This window comes from Formosa sp. S-31, assembly GCF_051172795.1.
In the GTDB taxonomy this organism is placed as follows: Bacteria; Bacteroidota; Bacteroidia; order Flavobacteriales; family Flavobacteriaceae; genus Formosa.
Window position 1 is genome coordinate 43,427 of sequence record NZ_JAENDK010000009.1, and the last position, 13,556, is coordinate 56,982.

At 34.8% G+C, this 13,556-nt stretch carries 17 protein-coding genes; 7 read left to right on the forward strand and 10 right to left on the reverse strand.

Features of this window, described 5'->3' with window-relative positions; translation table 11 throughout:
• Both I3217_RS13725 and I3217_RS13730 read right to left on the reverse strand, forming a co-directional pair.
• Window positions 1–696 carry an ATP-binding protein gene (locus I3217_RS13725; RefSeq protein WP_435050342.1) on the reverse strand — a complete coding sequence of 232 codons (696 nt, stop codon included), beginning with the start codon at window positions 694–696 and terminating at the stop codon, window positions 1–3.
• A 3-nt stretch (window positions 697–699) separates the two neighbouring features.
• Entirely contained in the window at window positions 700–2,184 is a 1,485-nt protein-coding gene (locus I3217_RS13730; RefSeq protein WP_435050343.1) for a S41 family peptidase, read from the reverse strand.
• A gap of 125 nt (window positions 2,185–2,309) precedes the next feature.
• On the opposite strand from I3217_RS13730, the gene I3217_RS13735 reads away from it, so the two are divergent.
• The 4 genes from I3217_RS13735 to I3217_RS13750 are packed head-to-tail and all read left to right on the forward strand — an operon-like array spanning window position 2,310 to window position 4,519.
• Window positions 2,310–2,819 (forward strand): RNA polymerase sigma factor, encoded by a 510-nt coding sequence (locus I3217_RS13735; protein ID WP_435050344.1) that lies wholly within the window; start codon window positions 2,310–2,312, stop codon window positions 2,817–2,819.
• Window positions 2,806–3,294, forward strand: a complete 489-nt coding sequence (locus I3217_RS13740; RefSeq protein ID WP_435050345.1) for a hypothetical protein — start codon at window positions 2,806–2,808, stop codon at window positions 3,292–3,294. The genes I3217_RS13735 and I3217_RS13740 overlap by 14 nt, the downstream gene beginning before the upstream one ends.
• Window positions 3,295–3,300: 6 nt before the next feature.
• Entirely contained in the window at window positions 3,301–3,900 is a 600-nt protein-coding gene (locus I3217_RS13745) for a DUF4252 domain-containing protein (protein ID WP_435050346.1), read from the forward strand.
• A 58-nt stretch (window positions 3,901–3,958) separates the two neighbouring features.
• On the forward strand, window positions 3,959–4,519 hold the full coding sequence (locus I3217_RS13750) for a DUF4252 domain-containing protein (RefSeq protein WP_435050347.1): 561 nt from the start codon (window positions 3,959–3,961) through the stop codon (window positions 4,517–4,519).
• A 77-nt stretch (window positions 4,520–4,596) separates the two neighbouring features.
• On the opposite strand, the gene yajC is transcribed toward I3217_RS13750, so the two are convergent.
• The 4 genes from yajC to I3217_RS13770 all read right to left on the reverse strand — a co-directional run bounded on the left by yajC (window position 4,597) and on the right by I3217_RS13770 (window position 7,622).
• Entirely contained in the window at window positions 4,597–4,899 is a 303-nt protein-coding gene (gene yajC / locus I3217_RS13755) for a preprotein translocase subunit YajC (protein ID WP_435050348.1), read from the reverse strand.
• A gap of 2 nt (window positions 4,900–4,901) precedes the next feature.
• Window positions 4,902–5,399 carry a DUF1573 domain-containing protein gene (locus I3217_RS13760; protein ID WP_435050349.1) on the reverse strand — a complete coding sequence of 166 codons (498 nt, stop codon included), beginning with the start codon at window positions 5,397–5,399 and terminating at the stop codon, window positions 4,902–4,904.
• 42 nt (window positions 5,400–5,441) lie between these two features.
• On the reverse strand, window positions 5,442–6,386 hold the full coding sequence (gene nusB / locus I3217_RS13765; RefSeq protein ID WP_435050350.1) for a transcription antitermination factor NusB: 945 nt from the start codon (window positions 6,384–6,386) through the stop codon (window positions 5,442–5,444).
• 132 nt (window positions 6,387–6,518) lie between these two features.
• Complete coding sequence (locus tag I3217_RS13770; RefSeq protein ID WP_435050351.1) at window positions 6,519–7,622, reverse strand: Glu/Leu/Phe/Val family dehydrogenase; 1,104 nt, start codon at window positions 7,620–7,622, stop codon at window positions 6,519–6,521.
• Between the two features lie 139 nt (window positions 7,623–7,761).
• Between I3217_RS13770 and I3217_RS13775 the strand changes: the two genes are divergently transcribed.
• The gene (locus I3217_RS13775; protein WP_435050352.1) at window positions 7,762–9,522 is read left to right on the forward strand and encodes an ABC transporter ATP-binding protein; all 1,761 of its coding nucleotides are present in this window, start codon (window positions 7,762–7,764) and stop codon (window positions 9,520–9,522) included.
• A gap of 117 nt (window positions 9,523–9,639) precedes the next feature.
• Window positions 9,640–10,029, forward strand: coding sequence for a PUR family DNA/RNA-binding protein (locus tag I3217_RS13780; protein ID WP_435050353.1), 390 nt, complete (start codon window positions 9,640–9,642; stop codon window positions 10,027–10,029).
• A gap of 80 nt (window positions 10,030–10,109) precedes the next feature.
• On the opposite strand, the gene I3217_RS13785 is transcribed toward I3217_RS13780, so the two are convergent.
• The 3 genes from I3217_RS13785 to I3217_RS13795 are packed head-to-tail and all read right to left on the reverse strand — an operon-like array spanning window position 10,110 to window position 12,393.
• Window positions 10,110–11,150 (reverse strand): 1-acyl-sn-glycerol-3-phosphate acyltransferase, encoded by a 1,041-nt coding sequence (locus I3217_RS13785; protein WP_435050354.1) that lies wholly within the window; start codon window positions 11,148–11,150, stop codon window positions 10,110–10,112.
• 4 nt (window positions 11,151–11,154) lie between these two features.
• On the reverse strand, window positions 11,155–12,051 hold the full coding sequence (locus tag I3217_RS13790) for a bile acid:sodium symporter family protein (protein ID WP_435050355.1): 897 nt from the start codon (window positions 12,049–12,051) through the stop codon (window positions 11,155–11,157).
• Window positions 12,052–12,057: 6 nt separating this feature from the next.
• Entirely contained in the window at window positions 12,058–12,393 is a 336-nt protein-coding gene (locus I3217_RS13795; RefSeq protein WP_435050356.1) for a tRNA-binding protein, read from the reverse strand.
• Window positions 12,394–12,441: 48 nt separating this feature from the next.
• Between I3217_RS13795 and I3217_RS13800 the strand changes: the two genes are divergently transcribed.
• Entirely contained in the window at window positions 12,442–13,002 is a 561-nt protein-coding gene (locus tag I3217_RS13800) for a thioredoxin family protein (RefSeq protein WP_435050357.1), read from the forward strand.
• Here the strand turns inward: I3217_RS13800 and I3217_RS13805 are convergent.
• Window positions 12,992–13,549 (reverse strand): YfiT family bacillithiol transferase, encoded by a 558-nt coding sequence (locus I3217_RS13805; protein ID WP_435050358.1) that lies wholly within the window; start codon window positions 13,547–13,549, stop codon window positions 12,992–12,994. The genes I3217_RS13800 and I3217_RS13805 overlap by 11 nt on opposite strands.
• Window positions 13,550–13,556 lie beyond the last annotated feature (7 nt).

Sequence of the window (13,556 nt, forward strand, 5' to 3'; positions counted from 1 at the left end):
TTACAAAGGGAGTAAATCGCAATACCAGAATCCAACAGCCTCTGTTGAATTATCTGGTGCAGGATATTCTCTGTAGGTCTTCTCTCCTATCTTAAAAGGTATGGCTGTATTAAAATTTGGCCCATCGAAACAGAAGGTATGAAACTCACCGTTTTCTCCACAAGGGTCTACACCATCAGGTAAATTATTTATTACCTCCTCGGTTAACACAGTCCCTACAAAATTTTCAGAAAAATATTTAGCATTGGCGGTAACAACTATAGCTTTAAATCCTAAATTCAAAAAGTCGGTCATAAGTTGTCTCGTATCGCGCTTCCACAAAGGGAAAACACCTGTCAATCCTACTTCCAGCAATTGCATTTCCCGATAAAATTTTAAATCTTCCAAAAAAATATCACCAAAAGCAGCATGCGTAAAACCGTCTGCTTTTAACTGATTGGTCGCATTGGTCATTATAGTACTGTAATCTTCCATATTAGGCGCTTCAGGTAAGGCAATATACTGCACCGGGAGCCCAATCGCATCTGTTTGCTGTTTTACAAGTTCTTCCCGTAATCCGTGCATAGACACCCGTTTGTAATGCGAGTTAATTGTAGTAACTAATTTTTTAACATCGTAGGTTTTATCCTGTTGTAATTCGAATAAAGCCAGAGCAGAATCTTTGCCTGTACTCCAGTTAAAATAAGTATTATGCATAAATTATTCGTTTAAATACATGGCATTGGGTAATGGTAGTAATCCCTTACTATCGCTTAAATAGGTATATTCAAAATTATCTGATTGAAAAGCCGCTCTGTCCGTACCGGTAATCTGAGCTAAAGCAATCTGTAATAAAGGCTCTGTTATGCTTCCCAGTTCGCCTAAATTACCATAATGTTCCCTTATCGCTATATCAGGTGTTAATCCGTCATAATAATCAGTTACTCCTTCTGCATTTAAAGATTTGAAAATTAAAGGTTGCATAGCATAAGTATGAGTTGGATTTACACCGCTTTTACTAAAATCGGGAGAATCGTAAAGCGTTCTGGAAGCCTGATATTTTCCTGTTGTTACATCACCTATCTGAATTACTTCTATATAAGGTTTTAATCCATTAATTATAAGCTCACTTGCAGAAGCAGTACTTTGTGTAGTCAATACATAAACCCTACTTAATTGTAAACTATTAATTGTTTCTTTAAAGGTTGTACTGTTATTGGAATTCTGTTTTTCCATAACATCAACAAAAGGAATAAGTAAAGCTTCCGGATTCTGGTTTTCGAAATAGCTCTGCCAGTCGCTGTTCCATTGTTCTTTTACAAATACATCTCCCGTAAATTGCCCTGTAATCATTGAAGCCAGCCAGGTTGCTGTTCTTACAGAACCACCCGGATTATACCGTAAATCTAACACTAAATCTGTTACACCTGCACTTTTAAACGCACCAAAAACACTGTTTAACTGCGAATCGAAAGCATCGGTTCCTGTAAACCCATTGTACATGAGGTAAGCGACTTTTTGATTGTTCAACGCTATTACCTTATTGATGTAAACAGGATTTTCGGTATACTCAGATTTCACAAGTGCTATTTCTTCATCTATAGACTCTATACTATCATCACTGGTGCTAGTGGTGCCCTGATTGTTATATCCAGCAAGACCGATACTGTAAGCAGATCCCGACATTAAACCAATATTAGTATCAGAAGACGAATTATAATACAAATATTCTCCGTCTACTCTATTAAACAAATATCCACGCTCTACCCCTTTAATATCGGCATCGGTATTAGGTAAAACATAACGCACATAACCAAATACCGCATTACTATTTGCAAACTTTACTAAGCCATATTCCATTCCATGGGTAGTACTCTGTCCGCTAAATTGTTGTTCTAAGGCGATATAATCATCGGTAATCCAGCTGAATCTGTCTTCGGTGTTTCGATTATATAATAGACTGTAAAACAAATCTTCCGGCTCGGTATAAGAGGACAAATATTTTAAATAATCAGAATCGGAAGTAAATCTGTTGTCGGCTAAATTCGGTACTTCGTCCTTATAGAGGTAAAACGTGTTTAAACCTTTCCAAACAAAATCATTGATATCCTGAGAAGCGACTGGGTTGTCGTCCTGATCTTTAAAACAAGACGTAAAAGTTAAAGCTATAAAACTGAGTAAGAGCAATCGATAAAATCGGGGCATAAAACATATTTTAAAAGGTTAAATTTACTCGAATTTTAAGTGGCTAAAAAATAAATTGTAACAAATTAACTTGTCATTCGTCGTAATTACAAATAACCACAAGTAGATTATTAATCAATCAAAAAATGAACCAATCGGAATTTTTAAACATAGTGATGCCTTTTAAAGATAAGGTATATCGTTTGGCTAAACGTTTACTGATTTCTAATGAAGAAGCCGAAGATGCAACTCAGGAAATTCTGATTAAACTATGGAATAATAAAAAGAAAATGTCGAGTTATAAAAACATAGAAGCATTTTCCATGACCATGACAAAAAACCTGTGTTACGATAAGTTAAAGTCGAAACAGGCACAAAATTTAAAAATAGTACATAGTAATTACGAAGACCACCAGACCAGTTTACAAAAGCAAGTGGAAACAGAAGATAGTTTAAGCTGGGTTGGAAAAATAATTGAAGGTTTGCCAGAACAACAGCGTTTAATTATTCAACTGAGAGATATAGAGCAATACGATTTAGATGAAATTGCAAAAATGCTGGACATGAATAACACAGCAGTAAGAGTCGCTTTATCGCGTGCCAGAAAAACAATTCGAGAAAAATTAACTAATACGCATAATTATGGTATTAAATAATATAGAAAAACTAATAGAAAAGTACGAGAACGGAGAAACCTCAATTAAAGAAGAGGCGTACTTAAGAACATATTTTCAAAATGAGACTATTCCCCCTCATTTAGAAATGTACAAACCTTTGTTTGCGTATTTTAAAACAAGTCAGCAGGAGCGGTTTACCAAAGACATTCCATTACAACCTAAAAAAAGACACATTTATTCGTGGTTATCTGTCGCAGCTGTATCGGTACTCATGTTAGGCTTCTATTTAAAAAGCACGCAAAGTTTTACGACCCAGGACGATTTAGGAACAATACAGGATCCACAGTTAGCCTATAACGAAGTGGTAAAATCTTTAGAATTAATTTCTAAATCCCTAAATAAAGGGACTTCTACAGTTAACTATTTAAACAGTTATAACAAAGGAGTTTCTACTTTAAATTATATAGACGAACTCGAACAATCCTCTAACATCATTTTTAAAACAAAAAAATAATATATCATGAAAACGCTAATATATCCTAATTTAAAAACAATGAATAAAAAGTTAATCTTGTTATTATTGGCCATTTTTATCCTTCCTGCAAGTGTAATGGCACAAACTATTTTCGAAAAATACAGCGAAAATCCGAATGTTACCTATGTTAACATTAAACCTAAAATGTTTAAAATGCTGGCTAAGCTGGACATAAGTACAGATGACCCTGAATCGCAGGCTTATTTAAACATGGTAAATAGTATAACCAGTTTTAAAACCATCATTACCGATGACAAAGCCATTGCCACAGACATTTCCGGTTGGATGAAATCCAAAAAGGGAGGTCTTGAAGAGTTAATGGAAGTTAAAGACGATGGATCGGAAGTAAAATTCTATGTTAAAGAAGGACGCGACGAAGATCACGTAAAAGAACTCCTGATTTTTGTTAACGGTATCGGCGATTTAACCAAAGATGCCAATATAGAAGTCAATGGTAAAAAACGAGAAATAGAAACTGTAATCGCTTTATTAACCGGCGATATAGACTTAAATGAAATCTCTAAACTTACCAGTAAAATGAATATCCCTGGAGGAGAACATTTAGACAAGGAAAAAAACAAATAAAAACATATACCCTCTGCATAATAAAACATGCAGAGGGTACATTAAAATCAATCAGAATATGAAATCCTTACATTATATATTTTACATCTGTTTTTTAAGCTTACTTATCACAAGTTGCAAATCGGAACCTACCCTGCAAACTTACTTTGTAGATCATCAGGAAGCTGAAAATTTTACTACAATAGATTTACCAGTGTCTATGTTAAGCCTCGATGAATCCAAATTAACCGAAGACCAGAAACAAACAGTAAAATCGATTAAACACTTAAATTTTTTAGGATACAAAAAAAGTGATATGCAACTAGAAGCTTATAATACAGAACTGGCTAAGGTTGGCGAAATTCTTAAAAACAAATCGTATAACGACCTGATGGATGCCCATAGTAAACACGGAAAATTCACCTTAAAATACTTAGGAGATGATGAAGCCTCTATAGACGAACTTATCGTTTTTGGAAGCTCTGACGAACTAGGGTTTGGCGTATTACGTGTTTTAGGCGACAATATGAAACCATCACAAATAATCAAATTAGGAAAAGCACTGGAAGCCGGAGACTTTGACTCATCGCAATTAAATGATGTTGTTAAGTTCTTTCATGCCGATTCCGTTCAGAAATAATTACCCTTACAATTTACTAATAAAAAAGGCTTCCCATTGGAAGCCTTTTTTAGTTCAATATTTTAAACGAATACCCCTTATTTTTTAGAGGGTGTATCAGTTGACTTGTTTAAAGGTTCGCTCATTTCCATAGAAATGGATGAACGTTCAAACTTAATTTTACCCGCTAAGGTTTCAATAACACAACTGTTATCTTTATCGTTTAAATCTACAATTTTACCGTGCATACCACTCTTGGTAACAACACGATCGCCACGCTTTAATTCAGCAGCGAATTTCTTTTCCTTTTTTTGACGTTTCATTTGTGGTGCAATCATGAAAAAATACACGACTACAAACATTAAAATAAACGGCAAAAAAGAACTTATTCCTTCTCCCATGATTACGATTGCATTTGAGGTGCCTTAGTCTTTTGAATCTGGCTTGTTGCGTTAGCATCAGGCTTAACAAAAGCTTTAATCTTTACTAAATCTTTACCGGTTTCGGTATTAGAAGATACAGTAATAGTTTTCGTTACATTATTAGCTCCAGACCCGTTGAATTTTACAGTAAATTGTCCAGTAGCCCCAGGTGCTAAAGGTTCTTTACTCCAGTCTTTAGGTACAGTACAACCACAAGATGTAGCAATATTAGTAATTACTAAAGGAGCATCTCCTGTATTAGTATATTTAAAAACTGTTTCTACGGCAGTTTTTGACTCAATTTCACCAAAATCGTGCTCGGTTTCTTCGAAAGTAATTACCGGAAACTTAGAAGCATTTGCATCGCGTTCTGCTGCTTCTGCTACATTTTCATCACTGATTTTTTTTGAGGCATCGTCTTTACAAGACGTAAAAGCGATTAAGCATAATGTACTTAATCCTAGTATTATTTTTTTCATGATAATGTTTTTTGAGGTCATAAAAGTAATAATTATTTCCTTTTACATCAACCCTCGCCCTACTTTATTTAAAGTACCCTTCTCCTGATACTCTTTTACAAGCTTATCTAAAATACCATTTATAAAAATGCTGCTCTTTGGAGTAGAGTATTCTTTTGCGATTTCAAGGTATTCGTTAATCGATACTTTTACCGGAATGGAAGGAAAGTTTTGAATTTCGCACACTGCCATTTGCATAAGAATATAATCTATTTGAGCTATACGTTCTGCTTCCCAGTTTTTCGCCTTCTGGTCTATGGCTTCATTAAGTTTAGACTGGTTTAATATGGTTTTCTTAAACAGTTTAATTGCAAACTCCTTATCGTCTAAATCTTTAAATAACTTTGGCGTAAAATAATTATCAGCAACTGTAGGCTTTACTTTTCTAAGTAACTTTAAAATGTTGGTGTTTACTGTTGGTAAATCGTCTAACCAGGTTAAGTTTTTATCTTCGAGATAATCGTACAACTTTTCGTTAGGCGCAACTATTTCTTTAAAAACATCAACTACAAAATGCTTGTCTTCCTTAAAATCGGAAGTTCGAGTTTGCATATACTCCTTATAAATATCGCTGGCTAGAATGGCCTTGTAAATAACCTCTACATACTCATCGTCCAGATCCCAGTTCTTAACACCATACTGCTCTATAGCATCTTTTAATGCACGGTTATTCTTTAGAAGTTGCAATACTTCATTATTTACAAATTTTCGATTTGGATTTTTATCCTCTGCTGTAGGTAAATGCTTTAAAGAAGACTTATCTAAAACATCTTCTGCTTTTTTCTGAACTTCAATAAGTAAAGATAATTGCAGTAAATACAAATTGTACATGTCTTCCAGACTCTGCACTAAGAATTTTTGATCTTTACTAAAATCATCACTTTCACCGCCATTAAAGGCATAAATGGTCTGCATTACTTTTACACGAATATGTCTTCTGTTAAGCATGGTTACAAAGAACTTTTAAACATCTTTTACAAGATGATATGAATAATTAGTCTAACTGACTCTTAATAAATTAAAAAGGCGAAAGTTGATTAACTTTCGCCTTGCAAAAATAAGCTTTTTAAGCTAAATAAATTATTTATTGTTCTCTTTTTTTCGAGTCTCAATTCTTTCTTTAGCAACATGTAATGCAGCAAGGTTTGTTGTAATATTATTTACTTCTGCATTGGTCAATATCTCTAAAGTTGTATTATAGATATTTTCAGTTTTGCGCATAATCTCCTGCTTGCCATACCCTTCCAACTCGGCATAAACATTAATAATACCACCGGCATTAATTAAGAAATCCGGAGCATAAACTATACCGCGTTCCTGTAAAATTGCGCCATGTACCTGCTCGTTAGCTAACTGGTTGTTAGCGGCTCCAGCAATAATCTGTACATTTAGTTTATTAATTGTTTCGTCGTTAATAGTGGCTCCTAAAGCACAAGGTGCGTAAATATCTACAGCTTCAGTATATAAATCCTGACCGCGATAAATTTGTGCTCCATACGCTTTACTTACAGCTTCAAGACGGTCTTCGTTAATATCGCTGATGATAACTTTAGCACCTTCGTTAGCCAGATGCTCTACCAAAGACTCACCAACGTGACCAATACCCTGAACTAAAACTGATTTACCTTCTAAATTATCGTTACCAAACTTAAATTTAGCAGCAGCTTTCATCCCCATAAACACGCCAAAAGCAGTAATTGGAGACGGATTTCCTGCACCTCCTTTAGATTCTGAAATTCCCGTTACATAAGGTGTTACTTCACGAACTAAATCCATATCGGCAGTTTCCATACCAACGTCTTCAGCCGTAATATACTTCCCGCTTAAAGAATGTACAAACTCACCGAATTTTTTCATTAATTCCGGTGTCTTTTGCGTTTTAGCATCCCCTATAATTACAGCTTTACCACCTCCTAAATTCAAACCGGTAACTGCTGACTTGTAAGTCATTCCACGAGATAAACGCAATACATCGTTTAAAGCTTCCCATTCGTTATTATAATTCCACATTCTAGTTCCTCCCAACGCAGGTCCTAATACTGTGTTATGAATACCAATAATTGCTTTTAAACCTGTATCTTTGTCGTTGCAAAATACTATTTGCTCATGATTATTAAAAGATACCTGACCAAACACAGGATCTACTTTATGAAGATCTTTTGCACTAATAACGTCTGAAATCATTTTTAGTTATTTTTAAGTTAATGTTGTTTTTTATTAAATTATCTCTAAAAACATTGGTCAAATTTAAATCTAAATTATCATATCCGCAAACGTTTTCGCGTTAAAACCTTCTTTTAACATATTTTTTCACAATACCTTAATGAAAGAACTTCAACATTTAAATAAATATTTCTTTAAGTATAAATATCACTTATTATTAGGAATTATTATTACCATAGTAGCTCGTATTTTTCTGCTATTCACTCCTCGTTTTGTAAGAGAAATCTTTAAAGTGGTCGAAGATTACAAGGCTGGAAAAATTTCAGAGATAGCCATAGTAAAATCAGAGCTTTTAGAAGATATTTTTTATATCATTGGTGCTGCTGTTATCGCAGGTATTTTCACCTTTTTAATGCGTCAGACTATTATAAATATGTCTCGGTATATTGAATACGATTTAAAAAATGAAATTTACCAGCAGTATCAAAGACTCTCTTTAAACTTTTACAAAAAAAACCGAACGGGCGATTTAATGAATCGCATCAGTGAAGATGTTGGTCGGGTTCGTATGTATGCCGGACCTGCCATTATGTATAGCATCAATACAATTACATTATTCATAATTGCCTTGGTATACATGTACAGCGAAGCCCCTAAACTTACGTTATACACGGTTATCCCCTTACCTATTCTATCTGTAGCTATTTATAAACTGAGTAAAGAAATCCATAAACGAAGTACTACGGTTCAGGTCTATTTATCTAAATTATCGACCTTTACTCAAGAGAGTTTTAGTGGCATTTCGGTAATAAAAGCCTACGGCATAGAACCACAAACCTCTAAGAATTTTGAATCTTTATCTGAAGGTAGTAAAGACAAGCAATTAGCTTTAGTAAGAATTCAGGCCTTATTTTTTCCTATGATGGTATTACTTATTGGTATTAGTAACCTTATCGTGATTTACATTGGAGGCATGCAATATATTAATGGCGAAATTGAAAGTCTGGGAACCATTGCCGAATTTATTATATATGTTAATATGCTTACATGGCCGGTAGCTACTGTTGGCTGGGTAACCTCAATCATTCAACAGGCGGAAGCCTCTCAAAAACGTATTAATGAATTTTTAGATATTCAGCCGGAAATTAAAAATACGGTTGAAACACCTTCACATATTACCGGAGATATCGCCTTTAAAAATGTATCCTTTACCTACGACGACACCAATATTGAAGCCTTAAAAAACGTAACTTTTGACATTAAACACGGAGAAACTCTGGCTATTATAGGAAAAACAGGATCTGGAAAATCGACTATACTTGACTTAATCGGGCGTTTATATGACTGTAATTCCGGTGAAATTTCTATAGATAACACTGCCATCAACAAATTGAATTTATACAGTTTAAGAGATAGTATTGGCTATGTTCCGCAGGATGCCTTTTTATTCTCAGACTCTATAAAGAACAACATCATGTTTGGTAAGGAAGATGCAACCGAAGAAGAAGTTATTCAGGCAGCTAAACAAGCACAAGTACATAAAAATATTGTAAAATTTGCTCAGGGCTATAATACTGTTCTGGGTGAACGCGGAATTACCCTGTCCGGCGGACAAAAACAACGGGTATCAATAGCCCGAGCTATTATTAAAGATCCTAAAATTTTACTTTTCGACGACTGTCTTTCTGCAGTCGACACCGAAACCGAAGAGAAAATCTTATCTAATTTATACAAAATTGCTAACGGAAAAACCACTATTATAGTGAGTCACAGGGTGTCTTCGGCTAAAAATGCTGACAAAATTATAGTATTAGACAATGGTAAAATCATTCAGGAGGGTACACATAACTCCCTAATTAACAAAGAGGGATACTACAAAACCCTATATTTAAAGCAACTTAGTGAAAAAGAAATATCATAATTTGTTGGTTGGTAACTCTTTTTTTTAGATTTTTGAAAGCAAATTGCTTTTCATTTCAACAAATTAATAGCAACATAAATTAAACATTTATAAATCTTATTAATAGCAAAAATGACTATGAATAATAATGACATGATGGAGAAAGAGGAGATTTTTTCTAAAGTATTACGAGCTGGAAGACGAACATATTTCTTTGATGTTAGAGCTACAAAAGCAGGAGATTATTACCTAACGGTTACCGAAAGTAAAAAGTTTACTAACGACGATGGGTCGTACCACTACAAAAAACATAAAATATATCTTTACAAAGAAGACTTTTCTGAATTTAGAGAGATTTTAGAAGAAATGACGGATTACATTATTAATGAAAAAGGAGATGAAGTTATAAGCGAGCGTCATCAGAAAGATTTCAAAAAAGATTATCTGGATGAAGTAGTTGCTGAAAACGTGGAAGTAGTTCATAATTCTGCCGATAAGTTTACAGACATCGATTTTGACGATATATAATAAATATCCACATAACAAAACGTATAAAAAAAGCCATTTTCGAATGGCTTTTTTTATACTATAAATTGAGAATAAACGGCTTATAATTTAACTGCAAGCAATTGCAACAACAATACAGTTAGCAACCAGCTTACTCCTGCTGTCCAGCCTAATACACTACCTAAAACCAAACCAACGATTAGCAGCCACACAGGAACCAGAGTAATAGCTAAAGCAAATCGAAACGTAGAAATAAATTCAATTTCCTTTATTTTAGGACGAAATACTTTTGTCCATAACAAATACGCTGGGAAAACAGCAAGCTTAACAAGAATATTAAAAAACTGCTTTAATTCTTTTAAAGCCGATTTTTGCCTGATAAATCCTTTTAATTGTTCCTTATGTTCCAGGTAATGATTTACAGTTTCGGGCTCTAAAAAATTAGCTTCTAAGGTTTCAAGTTCCTTTTCTTTTTCATGATAAGTATCATCCGCAATATGCGTGGTAAGGCGCTGTAATTTATGCTGTACCGTTTCTCTTAATAACTTCACCTCATTTTTACTATCGGTTTTAGTAAAACCACTGGCAGAAACAGGTGTTCCCACATTCAACAGAACCTCGTTACCGTAATCTAAAGCATCCTCATAATTAATACCCACAGGAACTAATTGTAAATCTAATTCCGGATATTTCGCTTTAAAATCAAATACAATCCGTGTAAAGCCTTTGCTTAACGGTCTTACCTTTCGCACCCAGGCGTGACTTCCTTCCGGAAAGATTACAATAGTCTTATTTAAACTCAGTATATCTGTACAGGAATCAAAAATTTCATTATTATTAGAAATGGAATTCCAACCATCTCTCACTCTGTAAACAGGCAACATATTAAGTCCCCTTAAAAACTTTGCAATAACAGGCTTTTTAAACACGCTGGCACGAGTTAAATAATAACAAAACTGTCCGGACTTTGTCGCCAGCAACAAAGCATCTAACAAGGCATTCTGATGGTTTGCCAATAGTAATACCGGTCCTTTTTCAGGAATATTTTCCCGATTTTTCACTGTAATTCTTCTATAATAAAAGAAAAGTCCTAAACCGATGTAAGCCCGTAAAAAGTGCAAACCTGTCTGACGTTTTCTCATGAATTTAAATTGATTTTTTGGACCAGTAATACGCAATTAGTAAGCCCGAAATTATATGCCACACACCCCAGAAAGCAGCTATTATAGCCATACCTCCCAGGCCATTAAAAAATGTAAAAATTAAAAGTAAACCCAGTCCCGAATTCTGAATTCCGGTTTCTATAGCTATGGTTTTTTGATTTTTAAATGAAAGGCCAAAGACTTTGGCAATAAATAATCCTAAAGCTATGGCCATAAGGTTATGAACAATCCCCAAAACCAAAACCGAATGAATATAAGCGTTAAAAACATCCAGGTTCTGGAATAATGCCACAATTACAATACCAATAAAAACAACAATAGAAAGTGGTTTGAGTATATTGGATATTCTAAGCGCTAAAGTTTCTTTATAACGTCTTAGTACCATTCCTACACCTAATGGAAGCCCTAATATTAGAATGATAACCTTAAACAAATCCAGAGGCTGCAAGGCTATATGCTGTAACAATTGAGATGTAGGAGAATACAGGTTACCATAAAACTGAAAATTTAAAGGAGTCATAAACAAGGCCAAACCAGTAGACAAGGCCGTTAAGCTTACGGACAAGGCTGTATTTCCTTTCGCCAGATGACTTATAAAATTTGAAATATTACCTCCCGGACACGCAGCCACCATCATCATTCCGAGAGCAATACTCGGTTTCGGATGTATAATTATAACTACTAAATATGTCAGTAAAGGCAAGAGGAAAAACTGAGATAAAATCCCTACTGCTACCACTTTTGGCTGTTTGAATAAAGTTTTAAAATCTTGTTTGGTTATAGTTAACGCTACCCCGAACATTACAACAGCAAGAGCTGCATTTAAAACCCACACTCCATTGCTGTTAAAATAAATTTTAACCAGATCTATGTCCTGCATAAGCTATTATAGTACCGGTGTACCGTTTTCTACTTTAACTTCTGGGTGCAACAACATAACATCTTTATGCTTTACAGCTCCTAATACCAGACATTCACTCATAAATTTTGCAATCTGCTTTTTTGGAAAATTAACCACTGCCACAATCTGACGATTTACTAGTTCCTCCTTTTTGTATAACGCAGTAATCTGAGCAGACGTCTTTTTAACGCCTAAATCCCCAAAATCGATATGTAACTGATAGGCAGGGTTTCTGGCTTCGGGAAAATCATGAACGTCTATTATGGTGCCTACACGTAAATCAACGGCAGAAAAATTTTCAAAATTTATGGTCTCTTTCATTTTTTAAAAGTACAAATTATTGCGAACTTTGATTCAAACTTTACACTTATGGCCAATACTCCATCTAATATGATGCCCTTACAAACCGAGGCTCCAGACTTTACGCTTTGGGATACAATTTCAGATAAAATCTATAGCTTACAAGATTTAAAGGGGTCGCAAGGTACGGTAATCTTTTTTATATGTAACCATTGCCCTTTTGTAAAACATGTAAATAAAGCCTTAGTACAATTAACAAACGATTATAAAGAAAAAGGGTTTGGTTTTATGGGCATTTCAAGCAATGATATTGAAAATTATCCTCAGGACGCGCCCGATAAAATGAAAGAACACGCAAAAATTGAAAGCTATAATTTCCCGTATTTATTTGATGAGACTCAGGAAGTTGCAAAGGCTTATGACGCTGCCTGCACGCCAGATTTTTATGTTTTCGATACCAATTTAAAACTACAATATCGCGGACAATTAGACGATTCCAGACCGGGAAATAACATACCTGTTACCGGTGAAGATATTCGACACGCCTTAGATTGTATACTGTCCGGAACACCAAACTCAAAAGTTCAGAAACCCAGTATTGGCTGCAATATAAAATGGTTTAAAGAGTAATCCAGCCTTTTTGTTCCAGAGCCTTTACTATATGAGCATAGTGATGCTGGCTATGCCAGGCATAAATACCAATATTCTCTTTTAAATAGACTTTTCGGTTTGTTTCCGGATGAACAAAATACCTGTTAAGATCGGATTCTTCTAAATTGCGGATCAGGCAGACTAGCTTTTTGTGGATTGCCTCTAAATGTAAAAGCGAAGCACTGATATGGGAATGTTTGGCATCTTCAAGATCGGCCCACTTATCCTGATTATATGCTTTAATTAATGGCGCATCTTCTGTTAACGTCCATTTAAATCGTGTATAGCTATGATGGTGACTATCGGCCAGATGGTGAATAACCTGTCTTACTGTCCAGCCTCCCGGCCTGTATTCGCAGTTTAACTGGTGATCTGTCAATGGTTTTACCAGAGCGTTTAAATGTTTCGGAAAACGCTCCAATACCTCTGTCCACGACTTGATATGCTGTTTGGATATAGGATCCGGACATATAAACTGCCCTATGGGAAATTTTAATTCCTCTAAATCTTTATCTGTAGTTTCCATAACTGCC